A 24,683-nucleotide genomic window follows, 5' to 3' on the forward strand; every position below is an offset into this window, starting at 1 on the left:
GCGCCGCCGGGGCCGGTGGGGGCCCGCATCGTCCTCCCGGGCCCGGATCTCACCGGCTGTCGCCGTCCCACGCCGTCTCGGGATCCTCGGCGACGTGGCGCCCGATCCGGGCGGTGAGCGGCACGCGGATCGCGCAGCGCAGCCCATCCGGCGCAAAGTGCAGATCGACCGCCGCGCCGAGCTCGTAGGCCAGCATCTCCGTCAGCACGTCCGTGCCGAAGCCGCGCCGGCACGGGGCCGTGATCCCGCTGCCGCCGGTCTCGGCCCAGGCGAGGCTGAGGACAGGCGGCTCGACCTCCAGGTTCACCCGCCACGTGGCGCGGATCCGGCCCTGCGGGAGCGCCAGGGATCCGTGCTCCACCGCGTTGCTGGTCAGTTCGTGCAGGGCCAGCGCAAGAACCTGGGCGGTCTTGGGGCGGAGGCGGACCCGCGGGCCGGCGAGGGTCGCCTGCTCCCCTTCCCGCGCGAGGTGGAACATCAACTCGTCCGAGATCAGGGTGTGCAGGTCGGCATCGCCGAACGCGTCCGTCGCGGCCTGCACGCGCATGATCGCGCCGAACCGTCCGTCGAGATGCGCCACGTAGCTCTCGACATCCGCGGCGCTCTCGGCGGACCGGTGCATGACCGTGCGCAGCATCGCCATCGTGTTGCGCATCCCGTGGCGCAGGCTGTCCGGAAGGCCGGCTTCGTCGAGCAGCCGGCGCAGGCGTGCGTTGTCGGCCTCCAGAGCCGAGAGTCGCTCCGCCGGGTCGCGAGGGTCTGTCATGCCGGGCCACTCCGGATGTCGTTCAACCTGCCTCAATCGCCACGGGGCCGGCAGGGTTCAGCATGCGACGATGCGGTCGACCTCCGTGCGGTGCAGATAGGCGGCGTCGAAATGCGCGAGCCGGGCGAGCGCCGCCGGGTCGTGGATGGTCAGGCGCCGGCTGCGCAGGGTGATCAACCCCAGGCCGCGCAGCTCCTGAAGCGTCCGATTGATGTGCACGCTGGTCTGGCCCATGGCGTCGCCGAGATCGTTCTGCGTCATCGGCATCGCGCAGGTATTGCCGTCCGCCAGCCCGATCGCCGTCAGCCGCGCATGCAGCTCGCAGAACAGGTGGGCGAGGCGCTCGATGCCGGTCCGGCTGCCGAGGCTGACGGTCCACTCGCGCTGGATCGCCGCGGTGGCCAGGCTCTCGCGATGGAAGGCCAGGTCGAGCCGCGGGCTGCGGGCGGTCAGATCCCGCATCGCGCTGCCGGAGATCTGGCCGAGGAGCACCGGCGTGATCGCCCCGATCGTGTGATCCATCTCGTCGAGGAGGAACACATGCGGATCGCACGGATCCCCCGGAAGCAGGAGCGAGACGATCTGGCGGCGCCCGTTGGCGAACTGCCGGTACCGGCAGGCCCAGCCGTCGAGGATCACGTTGATGGCGCGGGGATCGTCGCCCTCGTGGATGATGTCGGTGCGCGGGGCGACCATGCGGCTCGGGCCCATGGCGTCGGCCAAGCACATCCGGTCGTCTTCCGAGAGCCGGACGTAGCAATTGAGCTTCTGCGCGAGCGGGCTTGGCATGGCTGCATCTCCGCAACGGCCTGAGCGTGCAACCCTACATTTTGTTTCCGCGCATGAATACTTACATGGATTAGTTTATGCTACCACAAGGTGTCTTTCCGCCCCTGCTGCCGGGCTGATTCAGCGATGTCCGGGCTCTGTCGCCGCGCCGACAGGGCAAGATCTGACCGTCCCGTGCGGCCCGTCGGCGCGACGATGGAGGCGATCTCGTGCCGCGGCTCCCCAGCGGGAGAATGTTCGCGTGTCGTCCTGAAATTGGAAAGACTGTGCTTTTGACTTCATTCGCCCTGAGCAGCAGGATTTGAACAGCAGGAGCGTCGAACTGTCCTCCCGGGACGGATCATCGTCTTGCGTCTCGTCTTCTCTCAACGGGTGCCGCCGGTTCGCGCCGAAGCGGGCGGCCTGTCCTGAACGGAATCCGGATCATGCAGCCTGCGCTGCGCCTCGTTCGAACGGGACGGGACGGCAATCGGCCCCTCCTCCCGGGGCCCGCCCCCCGCCCGGCTGCCGTCCCCGCCCCCGGCGGGAGCCCGCATCGGGACCGGGCGGGACGGGTCCTGTCGGTCGAGGGGCTGTCCCTCGCCTTCGGCGGCACGGTGGCCTTCGCGGAAATCGACCTCGCGGTCGGGGCCGGCGAGATCCATGCGGTGATCGGGCCGAACGGCGCCGGCAAATCCTCGCTGATCAACGCGATCACCGGCCTCTATGCGCCTCAGGCCGGGCGGGTGCGGATCGGCGCGGAATCCTTCGCCCGGGTGCCGGCCGGGCGGCTCGCCGCACTGGGCGTGGCCCGGACCTTCCAGAACCTCGCCCTGTTCACGGGCCTGAGCGTCCGCGACAACGTCCTGGCGGGGCTCGCGGCGGCCCGGCGCGCCGGGCTCGGGGCCCAGATCCTGGGCCTGCCGTCGGCCCGGCGGGAGGCGCGGGCGCACCGCGACGCCGCCGAGGCCGTGATCGGCCGCCTCGGCCTCGGAGCCGTGGCCGACCGTCCGGCGGGCAGCCTCCCCTACGGGCTCCAGAAGCGGGTCGAACTCGGCCGGGCCCTGGTGGCCCGGCCGCGACTCCTGCTCCTCGACGAGCCGATGGCCGGCATGACGGCGACCGAGAAGGCCGAGATGACCGGCTTCATCCGGGCGGCGCGGGAGACGTCCGGGGCCGCGATCGTCCTGATCGAGCACGATATCGGCGTCGTCATGCGCCTCTCCGACCGGGTGACCGTGCTCGACCACGGCCGCCGCATCGCCACCGGCACGCCGGCGGAGGTGCAGGCGGACCCGGCGGTCATCGCCGCCTATCTGGGACTCGCGGACGGGGATGCGGACGGGGATGCGGCCGCGGATGCCGACACGGGCGCGGCCGCCGCATGAGCCCGGATCTCGCCTTCCTGATCGAGGTCGTGGTCGGCGGCCTCCTGTCGGGCGTGATGTACGCTCTCGTGGCGATCGGCTTCGTGCTGATCTACAAGACCTCGGGCGTGCTGAACTTCGCGCAGGGCGCGATGGTGCTGTTCGCCGCCCTCACCTTCGTGAGCCTGACCGAGCGCGGCCTGCCCTTTCCCGCAGCGCTCGCCGCGACCCTCGCCGCGATGGGGGTGGTCGGCCTCGCGGTGGAGCGGACGGTGCTGCGGCCGCTGGTCAACCAGCCGCCGATCACCCTGTTCATGGCGACGCTGGGCGTCGCCTACGTGATCGAGGGCGCGGCCCAGCTCGCCTGGGGCACCCAGGTCCACGGGCTCGACCTCGGCATCGACGACACGCCGATCGATCTCGGCGGCGTGCTGGTGAGCCGGTTCGACCTGTTCGCCGCCGCGACCGCCGGCCTGATGGTGGCGCTCCTCTCCGCCTTCTTCCGCTACACCCGCACCGGCCTCGCCTTCCGGGCGGTGGCGGACGATCCGCTGGCCGCCCTCAACACCGGCCTGCGCCTGCCCCGGATCTGGTCGGCGGTCTGGATCGCCGCCGGGATCGTCGCGCTGGTGGCGGGGCTGCTCTGGGGCGCGCGGCTCGGCGTGCAGTTCTCCCTGTCGCTGGTGGTGCTGAAGGCCCTGCCGGTGCTCGTGCTCGGCGGCTTCGATTCCATCGCCGGGGCGATCGTGGCCGGGCTGATCGTCGGCGCGGTGGAGAAGGTGTCGGAGGTCTATCTCGGGCCCGTCATCGGCGGCGGCATCGAGGGCTGGATCGCCTACGTGGCGGCGCTGGGCTTCCTGCTGGTCCGGCCGTCGGGCCTGTTCGGCCTGCGCGCCGTCGAGCGGGTCTGAAGACGCCATGGACGCCCTCCCCCGCGCCGCGCCGCGCCCCCACCTGCCCGCCGGAGCCCTCGGCCTCGGCGCCCTGCTGGTCCTGGCCTACGGGATCGTGCCGCTCACCGGCACGAGCTACCTGTTCGAGGCGCTGCTGACGCCGTTCCTGGCCCTGGCGCTGGCCGGCCTCGGGCTCAACCTGCTCACCGGCTATGCCGGGCTGCTCTCCCTCGGCTCGGCCGCCTTCATGGCGGTCGGGGCCTACGCGGCCTTCAACCTGTCGCTGCGCCTGCCCGGCCTGCCGCTCCCGGCGTCACTCCTGCTCGCCGGCTTCGTGGCGGCGCTCGCCGGGCTGGCGGCGGGGCTGCCGGCCCTGCGCCTGCGGGGCTTCTACCTCGCGGTCTCGACGCTCGCCGTGCAGTTCTTCGTCGCCTGGGCGCTGAACCGGATCGGCTGGATCTCCGACGACAGCCCCTCGGGCGTCATCACCGCTCCCCGACTGGTGGTGGCCGGCCTGTCCTTCGACGATCCGCGCGGGCGCTACCTGGTCTCGCTCACGGTGGTCACGCTGCTGACCCTCGTCGCGTGGAGGCTCGTGAGCTCCCCCACGGGCCGCAACCTCGTGGCGATCCGCGACAACGAGACCGCCGCCCGCCTCGTCGGCGTGAAGGTCGCCCGGACCAAGCTCCTGGCCTTCGCGGCCTCGTCCTTCGTGATCGGGATCGCCGGGGCGCTGTGGGCCTTCGCGTATCTGCGCACCGTCGAGCCGGCGGGGTTCAACCTCGACCGCTCCTTCCAGATCCTGTTCATCGTCATCATCGGCGGCCTGGGCACCCTGCGCGGCGCCTTCCTGGGCGCGGGCTTCATCGTGGTGCTGCCCCTGCTGCTGGCCCGCCTCGGCGCGGCGCTCCTCGGCGACGGCTTCGATTCCGGCACCCTGGAGATGGTCCAGCGCATCGTCCTCGGCGCCCTGATCGTGGCCCTGCTGATCCGCGAGCCCGCGGGCCTCGCCGCCCTCCTCGACCGGGCCGGCCGCCGCCTCGGCCGCCGCGCCGCCTGATCCCCTCCCCGTCTGACCAACCCCAGGACGACCATGCCCCTGACGACCCGCCTCCGCGCCGCGCTCCTCGCCGGCACCGTGATGCTCGCCGCCGCCGCGCCGCGCGCCGGATGGGCCGACGAGCAGTATTTCCCGCTCCAGAGCTACCGGGTCGGCCCCTACGCGGCCGGTGGGACCGGCTTCTTCGGCGGCTTCATCGACTATCTCAATCTGATCAACGCCCGGGACGGCGGCGTGAACGGCGTCAAGCTCACCTGGAGCGAGGGCGAGACCCAGTACGAGGTCGAGCGCGGGGTCGAGGTCTACGAGCGGCTGAAGTCCCGGCCCGGCATCGCCGCCTGGAACCCGCTCTCGGTGGGCATCGCCTACGCGATGATCGACCGCATCACCGCCGACAGGGTGCCGCTGGTCACGATCAACCACGGCCGCACCGATTCCACCGACGGGCGCGTCTTTCCCTACGTCTTCCCGCTGCTGCTCAACCCCTACAGCGAGACGAGCGGCATCATCCAGTATCTCGGCACCCGCGCGGGCGGCCTCGACAAGCTCAAGGGCAAGACCATCGCGGTGCTCTACCATGGCTCGCCCTACGGCAAGGAGACGATCCCGATCTACGCGCAGCTCGCCGAGCGGTACGGCTTCACGGTCGCGCAGATCGAGGTGCCCCATCCCGGCAACGAGCAGCAGTCGCAATGGCTGACGATCCGGCGCCTGCGGCCCGATTTCGTGGTGCTGCGGGGCTGGGGCGTGATGAACCCGGTGGCCCTCAAGACCGCCCAGAAGACCGGCTTCCCGGCCGACCGCATCGTCGGCAATGTCTGGTCGAACTCGGAGGAGGACGTGATCCCGGCAGGCGACGCCGCCAAGGGCTACGTCGCCATCACCACCCAGGCCTCGGGGACCGCCTATCCGGTGATCCAGGAGGTCGTCGGCAAGGTCTACGGGGCCGGCAACGGCAACCTCGCCGACAGGAAGCGGATCGGCAGCGTCTACCACAATCTCGGTGTGCTGAACGGCATCCTCAACGTCGAGGCGGTGCGGATCGCGCAAGGCAAGTTCGGTGCGCGCACGCTCACCGGCGACGAGGTGCGCTGGGGCTTCGAGCACCTGCGCCTCGACGAGGCCCGGGTGGCGGCGCTCGGCGCCAAGGGCCTGTTCCACTCGATCAACGTCACCTGCGCCAACCACGAGGGCGAGGGCCGCGTCACCTTCCAGCAATGGGACGGGGCGAAGTGGACTGTGGTGTCCGACTGGATCGCCCCCGACTGGGCGAGCCTGCGCCCGATCATCGAGGCCTCCGCGACCGCCTACGCCAAGGAGCACGGCCTCACCCCGCGCGACTGCGCGGCGGAGGAGGCCGCGGACGCGGCCGGCAAGCAGGCCGCCGCGGCGGCCCGGTGAGCGCCCGATGAGCGCCGCGCCGACCCTTCTGCAGGTCGAGGCCCTGGAGGTCGTCTACGGCGGGGCGGTGCACGCCCTGCACGGCGTCGACCTCGCGGTCCGGGCGGGGGAGATCGTCGCCCTGGTCGGCGCCAACGGCGCCGGCAAGACGACCCTGCTGCGGGCGGTGTCGAACCTGCTGCCGGCCCTGCGCGGCCAGGTCACGGCCGGGCGCCTCGCCTATGACGGACGCGACGTGACGCGGACCCGGACCGACGCCCTCGTCCGCGCCGGGCTCGTGGGCGTGCTGGAGGGCCGGCACTGCTTCCGGGGACTGAGCGTCCAGGAGAATCTCGTCGCGGGCGGACTCGGGCGCGGCTCGGGCCGCAGCGACGTGCGCGCCGACCTGGAGCGGGTCTACGGCCTGTTCCCGCGCCTCGCCGCGAAGCGGGAGGTCGCCGCCGGCCTCCTTTCGGGCGGCGAGCAGCAGATGGCGGCGATCGGCCGGGCCCTGATGGGACGGCCCCGGCTCCTCGTCCTCGACGAGCCGTCCATGGGGCTCGCGCCCCGGGTGGTGGAGGAGATCTACCGGGTGCTCGCCGGCCTGAACCGGGCCGAGGGCCTGACCCTGCTGGTGGCCGAGCAGAATGTCCGTCTCGCCCTGCGCCACGCCCACCACGCCGTCGTGCTGGAGAACGGACGCAGCGCGCTGGCCGGCAGTGCCGCGTCCCTGCGGGCGCGGGACGATGTCCGGTCCCTGTATCTCGGGGGGGCCGAGTGCCCCGAGGCGGCGGCGCCGCCCGAGGCGCGCCGCCGCGCGCCGGCCTGACGGCTCTGGCCTTCCGTGGGGCCTGCGTCAGGATTCCAGATCGGCCCGGCGCAGGGACCAGAGCATGGTCCCGTTCGCGTCGACCAGCCACAGGGCATTCACCGCATCGTCCTCGATCGTCAGTGAGCGTTTGTTGGCGAGGCGTACCGCTTCCTTCGCGTCCGCGGCCGTGAGCATCTCGTCGAGGCGCGGCGCGCCGATCTCCCCGTCCGCGCCACGAACCGCCCCGCGCAGGCGATAATCCGGCATCCATCGACTCCCGTTTCCGACCAGGCTGCCTGAGGTTTGGCGGCGGATGCGAAGATAGGCGCCTGCGCGGCGTGTCGAGAGGGGCGGGCCGCTACGGCCCGGCGCCGTTCGCCAGGATCTGCTGCGGCGCGGCGAGGAACAGCGCCCGCAGCGCGGCGGCCGCCGCGTGGGGCGGCAGGCCGAGGGCGTGCCGCGTGCCGGCGATCCGGGCGGCGCAATCCGCCGACCGGGCGGCGTCCGGGGCTGCCGCGGCCGCCTCCGCACCGTCCGGCCGCCCCGCCTGCGTCCGGGCGAGGAGCGGTGCGAGCCCGCGCGACGCCGGCCGCTCGGCCCGCAGCCGCGCATCGAGCGCCACGAGGTCGCCGGCCGCGAGGATGCCGCAGGCGGCCGTATCCTGCGATCCGGCACTTCGCATCATCGCCAGGATCCGGTGTCCCAGGGCCCGGACGACCCCGTCATCGGCCGCCCGGAAGCGCCGCTGCAGGTAGCTGGCGGCCATCCGCCTCAGGCCTGCCGCGGCCTCCGCCTCGGGTCGGCCGGCGGCGTAGCCGTCCCTGTACCACCGGGCGATCGGGTCGAGCCCCGCCGCGTCGGCCTGCTGCAGGATCGGCAGGGTTCGCAGGATCGCGGCCCGGGCCCCGGCCGCGCTCGGATCCGCGTCCAGGGTCGAATCGGGGAAGCGGTCCGGGCCGACGACCTCGGTGACGATGCCGGCCGCGCGCAGCTCGGCCGCGGCCGGGATCCAGATCCCGGCCGGAGGCACCGCCAGGGCCCGCGCCACGAAGGCCGCTGGCAGGCCGGCGGCCCGGTAGGCCGCCCGTTCCGGCGCGGAATTTACCGGGCGCATCCGGCCCTGCGCCCCGATCTCGTAGGGGGCGTGGAAGCCGAGCCGGCCGCCGGTCGCGAGGTAGCGCGTCCGGCCGCGGACGAAGATCAGCGTGCAGGCCGAGGCGCAGGCGTCGGGGACGTAGGTGGCGAGCCCCCGCGCCGCCACGAGCGCCCCGATCGCCGCCCCCTCTTCCACCAGGCCGCCGTCGCTGGTGAGATGGAGGCGCGCGATCTGCGGGTGCGCGGCGAGGAGTGCGGCGACCCGTGCGGCCACACCCTCGGTGAGATCGCCGGCGAGTCGCAGGTCCCGGCCGCCCGGCCCGACCGTGAGCCGGGCCGGGACGGCCGGCCCATCGGCGGCAGACGCCGCGGAGGCCGCGCCGCGGCCCTTCGGCGGGTGCGCGGCGGCCGGGCCGGCGGCTCCCAGCGCCAGGGCGAGGGCGCAGGCAGCCGTCCCCGTCCGGCGCCTCCACCCGGGGGGGAAGACCGACATGACAGGTGTCCATCGTTCGTGTTCGGGGAGGCCGGCGTGGCCAGACGGCGCGCCTACTGGAGGTAGGCGACGAACATCTCGGACACGGCCCGTGACGCGTAGGCTTCCGGGCTCTCGCCCCGGCGGATCGGGAAGGCCTCGGCCACCCGGCGGCCGGCGAGGATCCGGTCGACCTCGTCGGGCATCAGGCCGTCGTCGAGGGCGCTCGCGAGGGCGGCGCGTTCATGGGAGGGATGGGAGCGGACGCTCCGGGTCAGGATTCGGCCGAGGGAAACGGCCGCTTCGGCGCTCAGGTCGGGCTGGGTGCTCCGGCTCGTGTCATAGGTCAGCATCGGTGTTCGCCTTTCGTGTCTGATGTCGTGCGCTCTCCTCGTCTTGGATGCGGCAACACGGCAGACACGGCGCAGTCGTCCCGGCGATCCGTTTCTTGCTGGCGATCACGGCAAACCTCCATTCGGCTCTGCGTCGACTGCGCGCCGACACCGTCAATCTAGAGGCCGGGGCCGAGAATGTGCTGCCAAATTGGCGAGGACTTGCAGCGCAGGTCGTTCGTCGAAGGCGCACCCTGGAGCAGAAGCTCAGGTCCGGCCCGGGCAGGCCGGCATCGTGGCCGCGATCGAGGACGCCCGTTCCGGCCCGAGGCCGGGCGCACGGGGCTTGCCAAGGCAGGGGCGATGCGTAAATATCAATATATAACAAGGGCTTAGCGAAGATGATGCTCCCGTTTCGCCCGCGCACGGTCGAAACCTTCTCCGCCGGACCGGGGTGCCCGGAAAAGACTTCCCGCCAACGCCGCCGGCCCGGTTCCGGCGCCGTTGGCCGCCGAATCAGGCCGCCGCGACCGGCCGTTCAAGGAGAGCCGACACCATGACCCCAGGGCGGATGATGCAGGGCGACGAGGTCGTGTTCGCGCGGATCGACCTCGCGGAGATTCTGGGGATCTGGCGGCATGCCCGGGGCCGTGTGGTGGGCATCCACCCCCCGGGCAATGCCCCGGCCACCGTGGACGTGAAGTTCCAGGGGCACGACACCCTGAAACGTTATCTGCCCGACCTGTTCCGCCCGGTGCGGTGACCGGCGGCGCCCGATGCATCACGCCGCCCTGCCCCCCGCGGGGGCCACATTGGCCGTGGTCCAGCCGCCGCTGCGCGTCACGAGCCGCGGCACGGCTGAGGCCGAGGTCTGGGCGGACCTGCGCGCCGAGGCCGAGGCGGCCTTGATCGAGGAGCCGCTCTATGCCGGCATCATCCAGGCCACGATCCTCGACCAGCGCTCCCTGGCCCAGGCCTTCGCCTACCGCCTCGCGCACCGGCTCGGGGACGGCGACCTCGCCCGGCTGTCGATGCGCGACCTGTGTCTCTCGGCCTTCGAGGCGGATCCGCAGGCGGGCGCCCACGCGGTGCGCGACCTCGTGGCGATCCGCGAGCGCGACCCGACCTGCCGCCGCTTCCTCGATCCGTTCCTGTTCTACAAGGGGCTGGCGGCGCTGGAGGCCTACCGGGTCGGCCACTGGCTCTGGCACCAGGGCCGGGCGACCCTGGCGCTGCACGTCCAGAGCCGGATCTCGGAGGTGTTCGGCTGCGACATCCACCCGGCGGCCCGGATCGGCTCGGGGGTGTTCATCGACCACGCCACCGGGGTGGTGATCGGCGAGACGGCGGTGATCGCCGACGACGTCTCGATCCTCCAGTCTGTGACGCTCGGCGGCAACGGCAAGGAGAGCGGCGACCGGCATCCCAAGATCGAGCGCGGGGTGCTGCTGAGCGTCGGGGCCAAGGTTTTGGGCAATATCCGGGTCGGCGCGGGTGCCAAGGTGGCGGCCGCCGCGGTGGTGCTGCAGGACGTGCCGCCCCACACGACCGTGGCGGGCGTGCCGGCCCGGGTCGTCTCGCGCCTGCCCGTCGGCGAGGAGCCGGCGCTCAGCATGGACCAGTCCTTCGGTTACGGGGACGGCATCTGAGGCGCGCCGGAAAATCCTTCCCGTGAAACAAAGTCGCCCGGCCTGCGCCGCGCGCCCCGATGGGATGAAACTAAATTCTTCGATCCGGCGATCGCACGATCGCTATGTCCTTTGCGTCGGGTATGCCAAAGGTGCAATTCCTATGAAGCGGCCTAAAATGGGGAAATCATTCCGTTGACCCTTGGGCGAGTCGGGCCTTATCCAGATCCTGTCGGGCCGAACAAGAACTGAGGCCGGATGAGCGGCGGACGAGGATTGTCCGATCGCTGGAAAATACATCATTCGACTGGCGGTCATGCGGTCTGCCGGCCCGTGATCATCATCAAATCATGATCAAGACGTCTCGCGCCGACCCCGCATACGCTGCGGGACGAACCGCTGCTTGCGGATGGATGCGGCGCGCCTGCAACCCTGAATGGAGTGAGGACGAACGATGAGCGGACCGGGTCTGAGCGTGAGCGCCACGGCGGCACGCAATCTCGCGACGGCGACCGTCACCTCGGTCCAGAACGCGGCCAACACGCCGCGCTGGCTGCTCCGGCTCCTGCCCTTCGTTGACGTGGCGGGCGGGGTCTACCGCGTCAACCGCCGCGCCGTCGTGCTGGCGCGCCCCGGCCGGATCGATCTCGCCGCCGAGGAGAAGGGAGACGGCAAGGGAGAGGGAGACGGCAAGGGAGACGGCAAGCGCCGGGTGATCCGCCCCGCCTCCCTGCGGGCCGTGCCGTTGTTCAGCCGGCTGGGCGATGCGGAGCTCGCGGCCCTGGCGGCTCAGTTCACCGAGAGCCGGCACAAGGCCGGCGATGTGATCCACGAGGAGGGCGCCTCCGGCCGCAGCCTCACGGTGGTCGCCGATGGAACCGTCGAGCTGACCCTGTCTGGCCCCTACAAGGGCCGCCTGCGGCAGGGCCTGGCCACGAAGGGCGACTATTTCGGCGATGCCGGCTTGGCCGGCGAGCGTGCGCCCGCCCCGGCCGTGAAGGCCCTGTCGGCGGTGACCCTCCTGACGCTGGACGCCGCCGCGGTGGAGAGCGAGGAGATCCGCGCCAGGATCGCCCAGTACCGCGAGGAGCGCGACCGCCTCACGGGCCACACCAACTCCTACGGCGAGCAGGGCATCGAGCTGCTGGCTGTCCATACCGGCGAGCCGCGCCTGCCCACGACCTTCGTGGATTACGAGGTCGATCCGCGCGAGTACCACCTCTCCACCATCCAGACGATCCTCAACACCCATACACGGGTGACCGACCTCTACTCCAACGAGATCGACCAGCTCCGCGAGCAGATCCGTCTCACGGTCGATGCCGTGAAGGAGCGCGAGGAGTGGGAACTCCTGAACAATTCGCAGTTCGGCCTGCTCCACGAAGTCGGTCCGCGCCAGCGCATCCCGACCCGCGGCGGCCCGCCCACCCCGGATGATCTCGACGAGCTGCTGACGCTGGTCTGGAAGAAGCCCGCCTATTTCGTGGCCCATCCCCGCGCCATCGCGGCCTTCGGCCGGGAGGCGACCCGCCGGGGCGTGCCGCCGGTCGTCGTCCACCTGTTCGGCGCGCCGTTCATCACGTGGCGCGGCGTGCCGCTGGTGCCGAGCGACAAGCTGCCCATCGACATCGACCCGGTGACCGGCGCGCAGACCACCTCGATCCTGCTGCTGCGGGTCGGCGAGGGCGAGCAGGGCGTGGTCGGCCTGCAGAAATCCGGGGTGACCGGCGAGATCGAGCCCGGCCTGTCGGTGCGCTACATGGGCACCAACGACCACTCGATCGCCTCGCACCTCGTGACCCGCTACTTCTCGGCCGCCGTGCTGGTCGAGGACGCGATCGCCCGCCTCGATAACGTGCTCCTGGGCAACTACCATGACTACGCCTGAGGCGACGGCCCTCGCGGTGCCCGGAGCGAGCCCGGGCGACCTCGCGCACGCGGATCTCGTCGGGCGCCTCGCCCGCGAGATCTACGGTCAGGGGCAGGCGGCGAGCCAGCCCTTCGCCCCCACCCTCCCCGCGGGCCCGCAGGTCCCGCAGGCGCTCGACAGCGTGCCTCAGGGGTTCGGCGGCGCTCCGCTGCCGAGCGGTGCCGTGGGCGTGCCCTCGGCACCGGCCGCCGGGCTGCCCGCGGGGATCCAGCCCGACCTGTCCGCCCTCAGGGCCCGCGCCTTCGGCGCGTCGCCGGCCGGCGTCCCGGGCCTCACCGGCCCGGGCCTGCCGAATCTCGGCCCCGCCGGCCCGGCCTTCGCCGGGACCGCCACGATCCCGCCGGTCCACCCGGTGAGCTCGCCTCCGGCCCTGCCGGACATCTCGTTCCCGGGCGGGCCTGAACTGCACCGGCAGGTCGCGGCGGATCACCCCCGCGCCCAGGCCTTCGCGCATGCGCTCGCCCCGCACCTCGTCCCGGCCGACCCGTCGCAGGCGGGCGTGGACGAGGCGCAGGAGAGCTTTCGCAGGACCGGCCGCCTCTCGCGGGCGCCCGAACCGGCCGCCGACAACCTGTCGGACTATTACTTCCTGACCCTCGGCCCCCGCCCGGCCCGGACGGCTCCCGCGACGCCGCGCGTCGAGCCGAGCCGCGCGCCGGGCCCCGCGCCGCGGGCGCTCTCGCACGGGTCGAGCCCGGTCGCGGCGCCCTTCGACGTGGCGTCTATCCGCCGGGACTTCCCGGCCCTGCACCAGAGCGTCAACGGCCATCCGCTGGTGTGGCTCGACAACGCCGCGACGACCCACAAGCCGAAAGCCGTGATCGACGCGACGAACGCGTTCTACGCCCGGCACAATTCCAACATCCACCGCGCCGCCCACACCCTGGCGGCGCGCGCCACCGACCTGTTCGAGGGCGGGCGCGAGGCGGTGCGCCGCTTCCTCAACGCGCCCTCCAAGGACGACATCGTCTTCCTGCGCGGCACCACGGAGGCGATCAACCTCGTCGCCCATTCCTACGGCCGGGCGCAGATCGGCCCGGGCGACGAGATCATCGTCTCGACCATCGAGCACCACGCCAACATCGTGCCCTGGCAGATGCTGGCCCAGCAGACCGGGGCGACGCTCCGGGTGATCCCGGTCAACGACCGGGGCGAGATCATCTTCGAGCAATACGCGGCCTTGCTGTCGGGCCGCACCAAGATCGTCTCGGTGACGCAGGTGGCCAACGCGCTCGGCACCGTGAACCCGGTGCGGGAGATCATCCAGCTCGCCCATGCCTACGGGGTGCCGGTGCTGGTCGATGCGGCGCAATCCGCGCCGCACATGCCGCTCGACGTGCAGGCGCTGGACGCCGACTTCCTGGTCTTCTCCGGCCACAAGGTGTTCGGGCCGACGGGCATCGGCGCGCTCTACGGCAAGGCGCACCTGCTCGCGGCGATGCCCCCCTGGCAGGGCGGCGGCCACATGATCGAGGACGTCACCTTCGCGAAGACGGTGTACAAGGGCGCGCCGGAAAAATTCGAGGCCGGCACGCCCGACATTGCCGGGGCGGTGGGGCTCGGGGCGGCCCTCGACTACCTCGCGCGGATCGGCCTGCCGGCGATCGCCGCCTACGAGCACGACCTGCTGGACTATGCGCAGGCCGGTCTTGCCGACGTGAAGGGCCTGCGTCTGATCGGCACGGCCCGGGAGAAGGCGAGCGTGATGTCCTTCGTGATCGAAGGCCAGGAGAACGAGGCGGTCGCCCACCACCTCGATGCCCGCGGCATCGCGGTCCGTTCGGGCCATCACTGCGCCCTGCCGGCGCTCCGCCGGTTCGGGGTCGACCAGTCGGTGCGGGCGTCGCTGGCCTTCTACAACACCCGCGCGGAGGTCGACGCCTTCCTGACGGCGCTGCACACCCTGCCGCGGCACTGACCCCGGGGGGCGATCGGATCCGCGCCGCGCTCGTCCTCTGCAGGGCGGCGACGCGATCTCGGGTCTCGCCCATGGGTCTCAGGACGGGGCGCGGGTCCCCTCGCCCGTGCGGGCTTGCCAGGAACAGATCTCGGGCGAGCCCGAGCTCTGTGGGAGGCGCACGCGCAGCGGTCGCAGTGGTGTGGACCTCGTCGCCCGCACGGGGCGACGAGGTGGGGCAGCCGTCGGCGTCAGCCTCACGCCACCGCCGGCCGGAGGTGCCGCGTCCGCACCGTACCGTCGATGGCCCGTAGCGCGCCGAGTACCGCGTCCGCCTCGCCAGGCCCCACCGACGCGTCCACCACGACGTAGCCGTACTCGCCGTCCGTCTGCAGGTACTGCGCGTCGATGTTGAGCGACCGGCCCGAGAAGACCGCGTTGATCTGCCCGAGCACGCCGGGCACGTTCCGGTGGACGTGGAGGAAGCGGGCGCCGGACCGGCGCGGCGGCAGCTGAACCTGCGGGAAATTCACCGCGCCGAGCGTCGAGCCGGTCTGGGCGTAGTCGACCAGCTTGCGGGCCACCTCCGCGCCGATCCGATCCTGCGCCTCCTCCGTCGAGCCGCCGATATGCGGGGTGAGGATGACGTTCGGCAGCCCCTGCAGGGGCGAGACGAAGCGCTCCGCGTTGGAGGTGGGCTCGACCGGGAAGACGTCGATCGCGGCTCCGGCGAGATGGCCGTCGCGCAGGGCCGCCGCCAGGGCGTCCAGGTCCACGACCGTGCCCCGGCTGTTGTTGATGAGGTAGGCGCCGGGCTTCATCGCGCGGATGCGCTCCGCGCCCATGAGCCCGTGGGTCAGCGGCGTCTCCGGGACGTGCAGGCTGACCACGTCGCTGGCGGCGAGCAGCGCGTCGAAGCTCTCGGCCGGCTCGGTGTTCCCGTGACGCAGCTTGTCGGTCAGATCGTAGAAGATCACGCGCATGCCCATCGCCTCCGCGAGGTTCGAGAGCTGCGCGCCGATGTTTCCGTAGCCGACGATCCCCAGCGTCTTGCCGCGCACCTCGAAGGCGCCGGAGGCCGACTTGTCCCAGCCGCCGGCATGGGCGGCGATCGAGCGCGGCAGGATGCGCCGGAGCAGCATCACGATCTCGCCGATCGTGAGTTCGGCGACGCTGCGCGTGTTCGAGAACGGCGCGTTGAAGACGGGCACGCCCCGGGCGCGCGCCGTCTCGAGGTCGACCTGATTGGTCCCGACGCTGAAGCAGCCGATGGCGGTGAGATCGGGCAGGGCGTCGAGCAGCGCGGCGGTGACGTGCGTGCGGGAGCGGATGCCGAGGACGGTGACGTCGGCCAGATCCCGGGTATCATCGGGGCTGACGGCACGAGGCAGCTGGCGGATGTCGCCGATCCCGGCCTGCGTGAAGATCCTGGACGCCGTCGGCGCTATGCTTTCGGTCAGAACGACGCGCTCGGTCGACACGGTCTGTGCTCCTTCCACGGACGGGATGCGATCCGCGACCTTGCCGCTGGTGTCGCGGAGCGGCAAGGGCGGGAGGGGCATGCGCCCGGCTCCTGCGCCCGGCTCCTGCGCGCGGCTCCTGGGCGCGCCGGTCCCGGACCGGAGCGCCCGTTGCGGGCCGTCCGCCCCGGCCCCCGCGGCGGACGGTCCCCGTCCGTCGTCTCGACGCCGGGCGTGGGGCCTGCCAGTGTCCGCCTCCCGGCGGCCGCGGCCGCGGAGCGACAGGTGCATCATGACCGGATCGACAGCCCGGGCCGTCATCGTCCAGCCGGGCGGCGGCTTCGACAAGGTGACCTTCGGGGAGCGGCCGGTGCCCGAGCCGGGGCCCGGCGCGATCACCGTCCGCCTGCGGGCGAGTTCCCTCAACTATCACGACTATGCCGTGGTCAGCGGGATGTGGGGGCCGAGCGAGCCGCGCGTCCCGATGTCGGACGGCGCCGGCGAGGTCGAGGCCGTGGGACCCGGCCCGAACGACTTCGCGGTCGGCGACCGGGTGGTCAGCACGTTCTTCCCGACCTGGACCGAGGGCACGCCGCGGGTCGAGGGCTTCGCCACCGTGCCGGGCGACGGGGTCGACGGCTATGCCCGGGAGCGGGTCACCGCGCCGGCCAGCGCCTTCACCCACGCGCCGAAGGGCTGGGACCACGCCGAGGCGGCGACCCTGACCACCGCGGCGCTCACCGCATGGCGCGCGCTCCACGCCGATGCCGGCCTGAAGAGCGGTGACGTCGTGCTGGTGCAGGGGACCGGCGGCGTGTCGCTGTTCGCCCTGCAATTCGCCAAGGCGGCGGGGGCCACGGTGATCGCCACCTCGTCCAGCGACGACAAGCTGGAGCGCCTGCGCGGGCTCGGCGCCGACCACGTCATCAACTACCGCGCCGACCCGGCCTGGGGCGAGACCGCCCGGCGGCTGACCGATGGGCGCGGCGTCGACCACGTCGTCGACGTCGGCGGTCCGGCGACGCTGGAGCAGTCCATGGCCGCCGTCCGCGTCGCCGGCCACATCTCGGTGATCGGCATCCTGTCGGGCGTGGCCGGGGAATTGCCCCTGGTGCCGGCGCTCCTGAAGCAGATCCGCCTGCAGGGCGTGCTGGTCGGCAGCCGCCGCCACCAGATCGAGATGGTCCGCGGCATCGAAGCCTGCGGCCTGCGGCCGGTGGTCGACAGCCGCTACCCCCTCGACGAGCTCGTGGCGGCGTTCCGCCACCAGGAAAGCAACCGCCACTTCGGCAAGATCTGCATCGCGATCTGAGCGGGCCTGAAGGGGTCTGGCCGGTTCAGCGGACGGCGATCCCGAGCGTCGTGGGCAGCGCGATCGTCCGGGATGCCTCCGGCTGGCTCGGCCGGGCCAGCATGTGCGAACAGCCGTTCTCGCAGAAGGCGCGGAGCGTGCGCCGGTCGAGCCCGATATCGCTCAACATATCGTCGTCGAGGGCCGATAAGATGCGCATGTTTCGCGCGGCGATGCGGTTTTTTCGAATGTATTTAACGAACGAGAGGATCATGATCTGGTCTCCGTTGCGCCAAAAAATCGGTTCTTTATCCAATTTCGGCCGGATCAGTGTCGATGAATCGTCTCTTTCTCGCATCACCTGTTCAGGTTACTGCGTGTTTTCGAAGTAGACTTGTTTGCCGGGGGGCGAGCCTGTTGCGGCCTGCCGCCTGACAGGGCAGGCTCTGCCGGTCCAGACGACGCCCCTCCGTCCCGCACGGGAAACCGAGGACGGCTCTACACACCCGCGATCGGCTGCGGGCAGAGCAGGAGCAGGCGCATCAACTCGGCCTGGCGGCGCGTCCCCGTCTTCTCGAAGAGGTGACGCAGGTGCACGCGTGCCGTGTTCCGGGTGATCTGGCGGCGCGTCGCGCTCGCCGCGAGGTCGTTCCCCGCCAGGATGTCGATGGCCAGGGCCGCCTCCGCGGGGGTAAAACCGAACTGGTCCTGCAGAACGCCGGGATCCGGCAGGCGTGGCGCCGCGGGGTCGATGAGGCGCAGGAGAACCGCGCCCTCGGCGATCGGGCGGAAGGCCCCGGGGATCGCGCAGGCGGCGACCAGGAGTGTCCCGTCGGGGCCGTCCAGGCGCACCGCTGCGCCGCGCTGGCCGGCGGCGCAGCGGTCGATGACGCGGCGGAGCGTCGCGCTGTCCTCCGGCCCCGCGCCGCGCAGGCCGCCGTGCTCGAGGCGCAGAAGGCCCCGGTCGATGAGGGATTGCGCAGCCCGGTTCAGGAAATAGGGCCGACCGCTCCGGTCGGTCACGGCCAGCCCCTGTTCGAGATGCTCCGCCAGGAGGTGGAGCGCGGCCTCCACCACGAACGCGTCCGGGACGGTGGGGGCGCCGCCGGACTGGGACCGCCGCGCGTGCACCGGGCCGGCCTCCGGCATGCCCCCGGTTCTGCGGATGTTCATGTGCGATTGACTGATCACGCCAGGTTCCTCGCCGCATCGACTCCCCGATATCAGTAACAACCCGTCGGAAATGCCGATTATTCCCGTTTCAGCTCGGACGTCCGCCGGCCCGAGACCGGAACAGGTCGGCGAAGGCGCGCAGGTCGCGCGGGTTGAGGTCCGACACCGCCCAGTAGGTGAGGTCGCCGAGGTGCCAGCGCTCGATCGTGGACCCGTCCCGCCGTCCCTCGCCGTCCGCAGCCCCGTCGGCGGCGGAGACCACCGTGACGCTGATCACGTGCCGGTCGCGGCGATAGACCAGGGTCGGCACGGGGGTGCCGGCGACGATGTCGACCCGGCCGCCGATCAACGGGAAGCCCCGATCCGACAGGTCCGGAGCCTCGGGCGCGATGGTGGTCCGTCCGTTGAACCAGGGTTTCACCACGTGCCGGTCCGAGGAGGCGACGTCGAAGGGCTGGGGCGCCGCGAGGCCGCGGAGGTGGCCGGCGAGCACGGACGCGCCCGTATCGGGGGCGCCGCCGGGGCGGTCGAGATAGACGGCCCCGGCGCCGAGCGCGGCGCCGCCGGCGAGACCGAGGAGCAGCGTCGCGGCCAGCACCTGCCAGGAGCCGAGCCGGGTGCGGGATGGGGGCGGATCGGAGAAGCCGATCTGCTCGATCACGCCCGCCCGCAGGGTCTCCGGGGCCGACGGTCCCGCCAGAGGGCCGCGCAGGGCGCGCGAGAGGTCGCGGAGGCGCTCTGCCATCGCCCGCGCCGCGGGGTCCGCGGCGAGACGGCGCTCCATGGCCAGGACTTCGCCAGGGGACAGTTCGCCGTCCGCGTAGGCGCTGAGGAGCTGGAGGGTCTCGTCGTCGGTCATCGCCCGTCCTTCGCGAGCCGTACAAGCAGATGCTGCCGCGCGCGGCCGAGGCGCGACATCACGGTTCCGATCGGGACGCCGGTCACCGCGGCGATCTCCCGATAGCTGAGGCCGTGGTACTCGCGCAGGATCAGCGCCTCCCGGAAGGCCACCGGCAGGGACCCGACCGCCCGGGCGAGCTGCCCCGCCTCGTCGCGGGCGATGAGGGTCGACTCGGGCGTCTCCGGGGCCTCGGCCAGGGCGCCTCCGGTCTCCAATTCGGCGCGGGCTTCGGGGGCGAGGTCGTCGGCGAAGACCACCGCCCGCGGCCGGTGCCGCTGCAGCCAGGAATAGCCGGTGTTGCGGACGATCGTCAGGAACCAGGCTCGGGCATTGCCTTCGGCGAACCCCTCGATCGCCCGGTACGCGCGCAGACACGCCTCCTGCATCACGTCCTCGGCGTCGGTGGCATTTCCGGTGAGCCAGTGCGCGAGCCGGTAACCCTCGTCGAGGCGCGGCAGGACGAACTGGCTGAAGCGCGCCCGCGCCAGGGTCGTCATGTCGGCGGCCGGGCCGGGCCCGCCCCGTCGAGAGCCTGCGAAGCCATGGGGTCCCGACCCTCGTGCTCCAGACCGCAGCGTGGTGCCACACGATCAGGAACCGGTGGGCGGCGGGATTTATTCCCGCCCCGCGCCGGGACTTTCGGTCCGACGGCGCGCGGCTCTGCGGCCGGGCCCCGGCCTGCCTGGCGGCACGGGCCGGATGCGCGATCCCGGGCGTTCGCGTCCCTTCCAACGGGAAGGGGCAGGGCCGCCTCCTCGGAGACGGCGCCTGCCCCTGGATCAGCTCGCGGCTCGCGTCACGGTTCGGTGCCGCGATCGATCCCGAGCCGTCGGATCAGTAGCGGCAGACCCGCCGCGGGCCCCAGGGAGTCGGGCGGAAGAAGCAGCGGGGGCCGTAGAAGCGCGGACGACGGTAGATCGGCCGGCAGCGCCCGTACGGGCCGGGCGCCCAGCCGGGTCCACAGCCGAAGGCGACGGTGCTGACAGACGCGGGGCCGGTGATCGCGGCGGCTCCGGCGGGTGCCAGGGGCGCCGCGCTGGCGGAGACGAGGCCGAGGCCGCCGATGACGGCCGCGGTCGCCGCGAACATCTTCACGTGCATCATGATCTGACCTTCTGTTCGATTTGTGCCGGTCGGGACCGACACAAGGCCACGATAGAATGGTCGTCTCGCCTGAATGTGGGCTGACCTCCGCCATAACCGTCCAGAAACAAACATTCCGGAACCCTCCGGCGGCGGCCGCCGAGAGCAGACTTCCGGTCCGAACCGGCGTGATCGACGGCTCCTGAGGCGCTGCGGATGGGGGGCCTCGGCCGCCGACGATGACGCCCTTCGGCTCGCGCAGGGGCTTGCTCAGGGGCTTGCGCCGGATCGGGCTGCTGCGTCTTCCGCTCCCGTTCCCGCGCCTTGAAAGGCGCTCAATCCTGGCCGCCGTCGGGCCGATCCCGCTCCGCTCCGAGACGCGTCCCCTCCCCGGGGATGGCATCGCGGGGCGCCGGGGCGCGGGACCGTACCGGGCGGGGCGCGGGGAGTGAACGCGCCGCAGGAACAGAGCCGCAGGGCTCGTGTTGTCTGCCAAATCTTTTTCACGAGGCGCGACGATGTCGGGTACAGCGAAGAAGACCGACCCCAAGCTGTGGGAGAAGGTCAAGACGCAAGTCACGAAATCGGACAAGGGTGGCAAGCCTGGGCAGTGGTCGGCGCGCAAGGCGCAGATGGCGACCGCCGAATACAAGAAGGAAGGCGGTGGCTATGCCGGCAAGAAGACGGCCGACAACCATCTCCGGCAATGGACCGACGAGGAATGGGGCACGAAATCGGGCGAAGAGAGCGGCAAGACCGGTGAACGATACCTGCCCAAGAAGGCCCGCGAGAGTCTGACGGACAAGGAATATGCCGCCAGCACGGCCAAGAAGCGGGCCGATACCCGCAAGGGCAAGCAGTTCTCGAAGCAGCCGGAGGCCGCCGCCGAAAAGGCCGCCGCAGCGCGCAAGGACGGCAGGAAGGACGGCAGGTCTGCCGGACAGGGCAAGGCGTCCGGCAAGGGCTCCAGCCGGTCGGAGCCGACAAAGGCCGAGTTCATGCGCAAGGCCCGCGCTCAGAACGTGCCTGGCCGGTCGCGGATGTCGAAGGCGCAACTGGAACACGCGGTCCACGCCTGAGGCGTGACGCGGAGGGCCATCGCCAGGACGCAAGACGTCCCGGGCAAGACGTCCCGGGCAAGACGTCCCGGGAATGACTCCCGGGACGCTCCTCGGCTCAAGCGGCCAGTTTGATCGGGCTGGGGATGCTCAGGTCGAGAAAGGATACGGCCTGCTCAGAGGGCCTCGCGCTGTCCCGGTGGCCGGGACGCAGCCCCCCGCGGCGCGGGGGGCGCGATCGCGCGAGGATCTCAGTACGAGCCGAACTTGTAGTTCAGGCCGGCGCGGACGACGGCGAACTCGTCATCGCGGCGGCCAATGGTGTTGTACGCCACCGGGAAGTTGTTGGCGGCGTTGATGACGAACGCGCCCTGGTTGCGGGTGTTGCGGTCGAGGTTGACGTACAGGCCTTCGACCTTGAGCGTCACGGCCGACGAGCGGAAGAAGTTCAGGAAGGAGTCGGTGGGCAGGGCGTACTCGATGCCGCCGCCGACGGCGTAGCCGGTGCGGAAGCTGTCATTGCCGGCGAAGCCGCCGAAGGAGCGGTCGGCGCTGCCCGAGCCGTAGGCGAAGCCGCCGGTGCCGTAGAACAGCACGCGATCGAAGGCGTAACCGATGCGGCCGCGGACGGTGCCGAAGAAGTCGAGGCTGGAGAGGCCGCGCGGGTCGGTGACGTAGTAGCCGGGAGCCAGCGGGCCGACGACGAAGGCGTTGTTCCGGTTACGGCCGAAGTCGAGGTACTGGGCGTCCGCCTCGATACCGACGACGATGCCGGAGCCGGGGGTGAACTGGAAGTTGTAGCCAACCTGGCCACCGCCGGAGAAGCCTTCCTGGTTGCGCTGGTTGAAGAAGGCGGTGGTGCCGTTGCCGTACGGGAAGGGCACGGCGAAGCTGTTGGTGTTGTTGCTGCTGGCGTCGAAGGCGTAGCCGGCGTTGATACCGAAATAGGCGCCGGTCCAGGTGAAGACCGGGACGGGGGTGAAGACCGGCGGCGGGGCGGCGCGGCGCGGCAGGTCGGCGGCCGAGGCGGCGCCGGTCAGGAGGGCCGTGGCGGCGCTCGCGAGAAGAAGCTTCTTGATCATCTGGTCCTCTGTCTCCCGTTGTGCGGGATGTGTGCGGGGCGGACAGAACGACAGGGCGCGCCAGGGCGATAGTGCGTCGCCGCAACAGCCCGGATACGGGCCCTCCCGCCAAGACAGCCAAGTGTGCTGGGGCACATCCCGATCGGGATTGGTCGAAGCGCTCTCGACCATGTGTATCGGAGTGTTTCCGAGAACAAAAAGCCCCGCCGCGCGGTGCGGACGGGGCTGAAGTTCGTTCGTAAACGTTCCCAGGACCAACCAGGAAGCTTCGACATTCACTAGAGCCTACCGGCAGGCGGCCCGCAAGTCCGTCTGCGACCCGAAGAGCGGTTAACATTAATTTACGAACAGCCCAGATCGGTCCCCCGGATTGCCCGCTTGCGCGAGGCGGGAGATCTGCTCCGGTCCGGGAGCGTATCGGATCGTTGCCCGTCGGGTTCGCGCCGGCCCGGCCCTGATCTTCCGGCGTCCGACGGCGGATGCGCCCGCGCGAATAGGGGGCCCGGCCGGATCCGGATCTCGGGCGGACGACCGTGAGTCCGGCCGCGGCCCCATGGACCGATCGATCTCCCGGGGCGCCGCAGATCTCGCGCAAGACCCGGTGCCGGCTCCCGGTGCGGACCCGCTCCGCCCGGCCTGTGGGGAAGAACCTGCGGCCGCCGCACGGCCGAACGGCCGCGGCTTTCCCGGCGCATATCAGGCCCTATCTGCCCGGCCTCGTCATCGGTGGAGAGTTCAGGAGACGCGCATGGGACCCGTCGCGCTGCCTTCGATGCCGGTCCTCCCGGCCCGTATCGGGATCGGGCATCTGTGCCCCACGCCCGCCGGGAGGCTTCGGTGACGGACACGCCGGCCCCCTACATCGCGGTCGCGTTCCTCTCGGCGCTGTTCCTGCTGGTGGCCGGGCTGCAGGCGGAGGGGCTCCTATGGTAGGCTGCTCCGCCCGGGACCCGTGCGCACCCGCGCCTCCATCCGCACCGATGCCCGGCCGCGCCGGGACATGACATGTCCGCGAGCGTAGCGCGTCGATGTTCGGCTTCTCCCTCAATGCGACCGAGCCTGACAGCGTCGCGCACATCATCCAGGTGGCGCTCGCGCCCGCCTTCCTGCTGTCGGCCCTGGCGACGCTGCTCAACGTGTTCTCGACCCGACTCGGCCGGATCTCCGACAAGGTCGACAGCCTCTCGGCGGAGACCGCCCGGGCCACGGCCGCCGAGGCTGTCCGCCTCACCCGCCGTCTGACCTTCCTGCGGCGGCGCTCCTTCGTGCTGGACGTGGCGGTGGTCCTGGCCTCGCTCGGAGGCGGGCTGATCGGCCTGGCGGTGCTGACCCTGTTCGTCGGGGCCCTGCGCGACGCGGCGACCGCCTCCGTCCTGTTCGCCTGCTTCGGCGCGGCGCTGATCTGCACGGTGGCGGCGATCGCGGCGTTCATGACCGAGATCCTCATGGCCGGCCGCGGTGTGCGCGACGAGGTCGAGCACCGTCAGGATGCGGTCACGACGCCACGGTGATTCCGCATCCGAATCACCCGGGCCGCGCCGGGGCCGGTCCAATCCTCGAATGCGCCCCGCAACGGTGCGCCAGCGGTGCCCCCGTGGCGCTTCGTGGCGCTTCGGGGCGTGCGGGGCGCCGTTCAGAGTGCAGAACGGTCGATCCGTGGTCGCGCGGACGGCCATGAACGATTGCGGCGTGCGGGAACCGGGCCTTAATCTTCCGACGGCCTGATGCCGCCGTCGGCTTCGCCTGAGTGTTCCGTGATGAGCTTCGCGATTATGATTGCTCTCGTTGCCGGAGCGCTCTGCCTCGGAGTCCTGTCCGCGCTCCTGCCGTTCGGGGGGCGGGAGGCTGAGGAACCGCAGGACCTGCTCCCGTACGAGGATGAGTTCTTCGATCTGGGCGGCCCGGTGATCGATCTCGAGGCGCGCCACACCCCCTGACCCCGCCGGGAGGTGTCCTACGGGATGCCGGATCCCACCGTGCCGGGCGGCGGCGTCTGCCGGGCAGACCAGACGACCCGGCCTGCGGGGTCCCTCAGAGCCGCCGAGCCCGACCGGCCGGAGAGCAACTGCGTGAAGCGTGCCTTCGCGGTGGCGACCGCCGCTTCGTCGGTGGCGCCGGGAATCTGCTCGTCGTGGATAATGATGCCGCCGGCGCTCTCCCGGTGGACGATGCATTGCAGCCGGTAGGGCACCGGGGTCTCGATCGGGGCCATGGCGATCTCCTGGCCGGTCATGGG

26 protein-coding genes are annotated in these 24,683 nt (G+C 71.7%); 13 read left to right on the forward strand and 13 right to left on the reverse strand.

All coding sequences use genetic code 11. The features are described from left to right. Positions 1 to 49 precede the first annotated feature (49 nt). Both GGQ91_RS23205 and GGQ91_RS23210 read right to left on the reverse strand, forming a co-directional pair. Positions 50 to 766: an HWE histidine kinase domain-containing protein gene (locus tag GGQ91_RS23205; RefSeq protein ID WP_043355062.1), complete on the reverse strand. Its 717-nt coding sequence runs from the start codon at positions 764 to 766 to the stop codon at positions 50 to 52. 57 nt (positions 767 to 823) lie between these two features. Continuing rightward, a complete protein-coding gene (locus tag GGQ91_RS23210; protein WP_043355059.1) occupies positions 824 to 1,555 on the reverse strand; it encodes a Crp/Fnr family transcriptional regulator in 732 nt (243 codons plus the stop codon). A gap of 425 nt (positions 1,556 to 1,980) precedes the next feature. Here GGQ91_RS23210 and GGQ91_RS23215 point away from each other — a divergent pair, with 425 nt between their 5' ends. Genes GGQ91_RS23215 through GGQ91_RS23235 form a run of 5 tightly spaced genes read left to right on the forward strand, consistent with a single transcriptional unit; the run spans position 1,981 to position 7,063 of the window. Next, a complete protein-coding gene (locus GGQ91_RS23215) occupies positions 1,981 to 2,922 on the forward strand; it encodes an ABC transporter ATP-binding protein (RefSeq protein ID WP_182592935.1) in 942 nt (313 codons plus the stop codon). After that, a complete protein-coding gene (locus GGQ91_RS23220; RefSeq protein ID WP_043389310.1) occupies positions 2,919 to 3,812 on the forward strand; it encodes a branched-chain amino acid ABC transporter permease in 894 nt (297 codons plus the stop codon). The genes GGQ91_RS23215 and GGQ91_RS23220 overlap by 4 nt, the downstream gene beginning before the upstream one ends. 7 nt (positions 3,813 to 3,819) lie before the next feature. Further along, on the forward strand, positions 3,820 to 4,854 hold the full coding sequence (locus GGQ91_RS23225; protein ID WP_182592936.1) for a branched-chain amino acid ABC transporter permease: 1,035 nt from the start codon (positions 3,820 to 3,822) through the stop codon (positions 4,852 to 4,854). A gap of 33 nt (positions 4,855 to 4,887) precedes the next feature. Then, on the forward strand, positions 4,888 to 6,255 hold the full coding sequence (locus tag GGQ91_RS23230; RefSeq protein WP_043358078.1) for an ABC transporter substrate-binding protein: 1,368 nt from the start codon (positions 4,888 to 4,890) through the stop codon (positions 6,253 to 6,255). A gap of 7 nt (positions 6,256 to 6,262) precedes the next feature. Continuing rightward, entirely contained in the window at positions 6,263 to 7,063 is an 801-nt protein-coding gene (locus GGQ91_RS23235) for an ABC transporter ATP-binding protein (protein ID WP_182592937.1), read from the forward strand. Between the two features lie 27 nt (positions 7,064 to 7,090). Here GGQ91_RS23235 and GGQ91_RS23240 read toward each other — a convergent pair whose 3' ends face one another. The 3 genes from GGQ91_RS23240 to GGQ91_RS23250 form a co-directional block, all read right to left on the reverse strand. Beyond that, positions 7,091 to 7,312 carry a hypothetical protein gene (locus GGQ91_RS23240; RefSeq protein ID WP_075379980.1) on the reverse strand — a complete coding sequence of 74 codons (222 nt, stop codon included), beginning with the start codon at positions 7,310 to 7,312 and terminating at the stop codon, positions 7,091 to 7,093. Between the two features lie 91 nt (positions 7,313 to 7,403). Next, positions 7,404 to 8,633 (reverse strand): hypothetical protein, encoded by a 1,230-nt coding sequence (locus GGQ91_RS23245; protein WP_182592938.1) that lies wholly within the window; start codon positions 8,631 to 8,633, stop codon positions 7,404 to 7,406. A 53-nt stretch (positions 8,634 to 8,686) separates the two neighbouring features. Continuing rightward, positions 8,687 to 8,965, reverse strand: coding sequence for a hypothetical protein (locus GGQ91_RS23250; protein WP_043389298.1), 279 nt, complete (start codon positions 8,963 to 8,965; stop codon positions 8,687 to 8,689). A gap of 535 nt (positions 8,966 to 9,500) precedes the next feature. Here GGQ91_RS23250 and GGQ91_RS23255 point away from each other — a divergent pair. The 4 genes from GGQ91_RS23255 (at position 9,501) to GGQ91_RS23270 (ending at position 14,420) form a co-directional block, all read left to right on the forward strand. Continuing rightward, positions 9,501 to 9,707, forward strand: a complete 207-nt coding sequence (locus GGQ91_RS23255) for a hypothetical protein (protein WP_043354144.1) — start codon at positions 9,501 to 9,503, stop codon at positions 9,705 to 9,707. 13 nt (positions 9,708 to 9,720) lie between these two features. Next, complete coding sequence (gene cysE, locus GGQ91_RS23260; protein ID WP_179698537.1) at positions 9,721 to 10,593, forward strand: serine O-acetyltransferase; 873 nt, start codon at positions 9,721 to 9,723, stop codon at positions 10,591 to 10,593. A 433-nt stretch (positions 10,594 to 11,026) separates the two neighbouring features. Beyond that, on the forward strand, positions 11,027 to 12,460 hold the full coding sequence (locus GGQ91_RS23265; RefSeq protein ID WP_043389294.1) for a family 2B encapsulin nanocompartment shell protein: 1,434 nt from the start codon (positions 11,027 to 11,029) through the stop codon (positions 12,458 to 12,460). Further along, a complete protein-coding gene (locus tag GGQ91_RS23270; RefSeq protein WP_182592939.1) occupies positions 12,447 to 14,420 on the forward strand; it encodes a family 2A encapsulin nanocompartment cargo protein cysteine desulfurase in 1,974 nt (657 codons plus the stop codon). Before GGQ91_RS23265 ends, GGQ91_RS23270 begins: the two co-directional genes overlap by 14 nt. 236 nt (positions 14,421 to 14,656) lie before the next feature. Here the strand turns inward: GGQ91_RS23270 and serA are convergent, their stop codons facing one another. Further along, the gene (serA, locus tag GGQ91_RS23275) at positions 14,657 to 15,880 is read right to left on the reverse strand and encodes a phosphoglycerate dehydrogenase (protein WP_081948924.1); all 1,224 of its coding nucleotides are present in this window, start codon (positions 15,878 to 15,880) and stop codon (positions 14,657 to 14,659) included. A gap of 271 nt (positions 15,881 to 16,151) precedes the next feature. On the opposite strand from serA, the gene GGQ91_RS23280 reads away from it, so the two are divergent. After that, positions 16,152 to 17,171 carry a zinc-dependent alcohol dehydrogenase family protein gene (locus tag GGQ91_RS23280; RefSeq protein WP_043354137.1) on the forward strand — a complete coding sequence of 340 codons (1,020 nt, stop codon included), beginning with the start codon at positions 16,152 to 16,154 and terminating at the stop codon, positions 17,169 to 17,171. Between the two features lie 25 nt (positions 17,172 to 17,196). Here the strand turns inward: GGQ91_RS23280 and GGQ91_RS23285 are convergent, their stop codons facing one another. From GGQ91_RS23285 to GGQ91_RS23305, 5 genes are all read right to left on the reverse strand, one after another. Beyond that, positions 17,197 to 17,424, reverse strand: a complete 228-nt coding sequence (locus GGQ91_RS23285) for a YjiS-like domain-containing protein (RefSeq protein ID WP_182592940.1) — start codon at positions 17,422 to 17,424, stop codon at positions 17,197 to 17,199. A gap of 224 nt (positions 17,425 to 17,648) precedes the next feature. After that, positions 17,649 to 18,341, reverse strand: a complete 693-nt coding sequence (locus GGQ91_RS23290; RefSeq protein WP_043389287.1) for a helix-turn-helix transcriptional regulator — start codon at positions 18,339 to 18,341, stop codon at positions 17,649 to 17,651. Between the two features lie 70 nt (positions 18,342 to 18,411). Then, on the reverse strand, positions 18,412 to 19,182 hold the full coding sequence (locus tag GGQ91_RS23295) for an anti-sigma factor family protein (protein ID WP_043354133.1): 771 nt from the start codon (positions 19,180 to 19,182) through the stop codon (positions 18,412 to 18,414). Beyond that, positions 19,179 to 19,721, reverse strand: a complete 543-nt coding sequence (locus GGQ91_RS23300; RefSeq protein WP_043389281.1) for a sigma-70 family RNA polymerase sigma factor — start codon at positions 19,719 to 19,721, stop codon at positions 19,179 to 19,181. Before GGQ91_RS23300 ends, GGQ91_RS23295 begins: the two co-directional genes overlap by 4 nt. A gap of 337 nt (positions 19,722 to 20,058) precedes the next feature. Next, on the reverse strand, positions 20,059 to 20,328 hold the full coding sequence (locus GGQ91_RS23305) for a GCG_CRPN prefix-to-repeats domain-containing protein (RefSeq protein WP_043756560.1): 270 nt from the start codon (positions 20,326 to 20,328) through the stop codon (positions 20,059 to 20,061). Positions 20,329 to 20,825: 497 nt separating this feature from the next. On the opposite strand from GGQ91_RS23305, the gene GGQ91_RS23310 reads away from it, so the two are divergent. Beyond that, on the forward strand, positions 20,826 to 21,386 hold the full coding sequence (locus GGQ91_RS23310; RefSeq protein WP_182592941.1) for a hypothetical protein: 561 nt from the start codon (positions 20,826 to 20,828) through the stop codon (positions 21,384 to 21,386). Between the two features lie 230 nt (positions 21,387 to 21,616). Here the strand turns inward: GGQ91_RS23310 and GGQ91_RS23315 are convergent, their stop codons facing one another. Next, positions 21,617 to 22,447, reverse strand: a complete 831-nt coding sequence (locus GGQ91_RS23315; RefSeq protein ID WP_083683394.1) for an outer membrane protein — start codon at positions 22,445 to 22,447, stop codon at positions 21,617 to 21,619. 1,028 nt (positions 22,448 to 23,475) lie between these two features. On the opposite strand from GGQ91_RS23315, the gene GGQ91_RS23320 reads away from it, so the two are divergent. Together GGQ91_RS23320 and GGQ91_RS23325 are read left to right on the forward strand one after the other, a co-directional pair. Continuing rightward, positions 23,476 to 23,958: a DUF2721 domain-containing protein gene (locus GGQ91_RS23320; protein ID WP_043355782.1), complete on the forward strand. Its 483-nt coding sequence runs from the start codon at positions 23,476 to 23,478 to the stop codon at positions 23,956 to 23,958. A gap of 246 nt (positions 23,959 to 24,204) precedes the next feature. Beyond that, the gene (locus GGQ91_RS23325; protein ID WP_043355784.1) at positions 24,205 to 24,384 is read left to right on the forward strand and encodes a hypothetical protein; all 180 of its coding nucleotides are present in this window, start codon (positions 24,205 to 24,207) and stop codon (positions 24,382 to 24,384) included. Positions 24,385 to 24,401: 17 nt separating this feature from the next. Here the strand turns inward: GGQ91_RS23325 and GGQ91_RS23330 are convergent, their stop codons facing one another. After that, the gene (locus tag GGQ91_RS23330; RefSeq protein WP_043355792.1) at positions 24,402 to 24,659 is read right to left on the reverse strand and encodes a hypothetical protein; all 258 of its coding nucleotides are present in this window, start codon (positions 24,657 to 24,659) and stop codon (positions 24,402 to 24,404) included. Positions 24,660 to 24,683: the final 24 nt, after the last annotated feature.

Origin of the sequence: Methylobacterium fujisawaense (assembly GCF_014138435.1) — a bacterium.
Classification (GTDB): domain Bacteria; phylum Pseudomonadota; class Alphaproteobacteria; order Rhizobiales; family Beijerinckiaceae; genus Methylobacterium; species Methylobacterium fujisawaense.

Bases quoted from the DNA above. Each gene is read 5' to 3' on its own strand.
- GGQ91_RS23225 (WP_182592936.1), top strand. From the start codon at position 3,820: ATGGACGCCCTCCCCCGCGCCGCGCCGCGCCCCCACCTGCCCGCCGGA.
- GGQ91_RS23235 (WP_182592937.1), top strand. From the start codon at position 6,263: ATGAGCGCCGCGCCGACCCTTCTGCAGGTCGAGGCCCTGGAGGTCGTC.
- GGQ91_RS23325 (WP_043355784.1), top strand. From the start codon at position 24,205: ATGAGCTTCGCGATTATGATTGCTCTCGTTGCCGGAGCGCTCTGCCTC.
- GGQ91_RS23245 (WP_182592938.1), bottom strand. From the start codon at position 8,633: ATGTCGGTCTTCCCCCCCGGGTGGAGGCGCCGGACGGGGACGGCTGCC.
- GGQ91_RS23320 (WP_043355782.1), top strand. From the start codon at position 23,476: ATGTTCGGCTTCTCCCTCAATGCGACCGAGCCTGACAGCGTCGCGCAC.
- GGQ91_RS23315 (WP_083683394.1), bottom strand. From the start codon at position 22,447: ATGATCAAGAAGCTTCTTCTCGCGAGCGCCGCCACGGCCCTCCTGACC.
- GGQ91_RS23210 (WP_043355059.1), bottom strand. From the start codon at position 1,555: ATGCCAAGCCCGCTCGCGCAGAAGCTCAATTGCTACGTCCGGCTCTCG.
- GGQ91_RS23300 (WP_043389281.1), bottom strand. From the start codon at position 19,721: ATGACGACCCTGGCGCGGGCGCGCTTCAGCCAGTTCGTCCTGCCGCGC.
- GGQ91_RS23230 (WP_043358078.1), top strand. From the start codon at position 4,888: ATGCCCCTGACGACCCGCCTCCGCGCCGCGCTCCTCGCCGGCACCGTG.
- GGQ91_RS23215 (WP_182592935.1), top strand. From the start codon at position 1,981: ATGCAGCCTGCGCTGCGCCTCGTTCGAACGGGACGGGACGGCAATCGG.
- GGQ91_RS23285 (WP_182592940.1), bottom strand. From the start codon at position 17,424: ATGATCCTCTCGTTCGTTAAATACATTCGAAAAAACCGCATCGCCGCG.
- cysE (WP_179698537.1), top strand. From the start codon at position 9,721: ATGCATCACGCCGCCCTGCCCCCCGCGGGGGCCACATTGGCCGTGGTC.
- GGQ91_RS23240 (WP_075379980.1), bottom strand. From the start codon at position 7,312: ATGCCGGATTATCGCCTGCGCGGGGCGGTTCGTGGCGCGGACGGGGAG.
- GGQ91_RS23295 (WP_043354133.1), bottom strand. From the start codon at position 19,182: ATGACCGACGACGAGACCCTCCAGCTCCTCAGCGCCTACGCGGACGGC.
- GGQ91_RS23255 (WP_043354144.1), top strand. From the start codon at position 9,501: ATGACCCCAGGGCGGATGATGCAGGGCGACGAGGTCGTGTTCGCGCGG.
- GGQ91_RS23270 (WP_182592939.1), top strand. From the start codon at position 12,447: ATGACTACGCCTGAGGCGACGGCCCTCGCGGTGCCCGGAGCGAGCCCG.
- GGQ91_RS23220 (WP_043389310.1), top strand. From the start codon at position 2,919: ATGAGCCCGGATCTCGCCTTCCTGATCGAGGTCGTGGTCGGCGGCCTC.
- GGQ91_RS23280 (WP_043354137.1), top strand. From the start codon at position 16,152: ATGACCGGATCGACAGCCCGGGCCGTCATCGTCCAGCCGGGCGGCGGC.
- GGQ91_RS23250 (WP_043389298.1), bottom strand. From the start codon at position 8,965: ATGCTGACCTATGACACGAGCCGGAGCACCCAGCCCGACCTGAGCGCC.
- GGQ91_RS23310 (WP_182592941.1), top strand. From the start codon at position 20,826: ATGTCGGGTACAGCGAAGAAGACCGACCCCAAGCTGTGGGAGAAGGTC.
- GGQ91_RS23330 (WP_043355792.1), bottom strand. From the start codon at position 24,659: ATGGCCCCGATCGAGACCCCGGTGCCCTACCGGCTGCAATGCATCGTC.
- GGQ91_RS23305 (WP_043756560.1), bottom strand. From the start codon at position 20,328: ATGATGCACGTGAAGATGTTCGCGGCGACCGCGGCCGTCATCGGCGGC.
- GGQ91_RS23265 (WP_043389294.1), top strand. From the start codon at position 11,027: ATGAGCGGACCGGGTCTGAGCGTGAGCGCCACGGCGGCACGCAATCTC.
- GGQ91_RS23205 (WP_043355062.1), bottom strand. From the start codon at position 766: ATGACAGACCCTCGCGACCCGGCGGAGCGACTCTCGGCTCTGGAGGCC.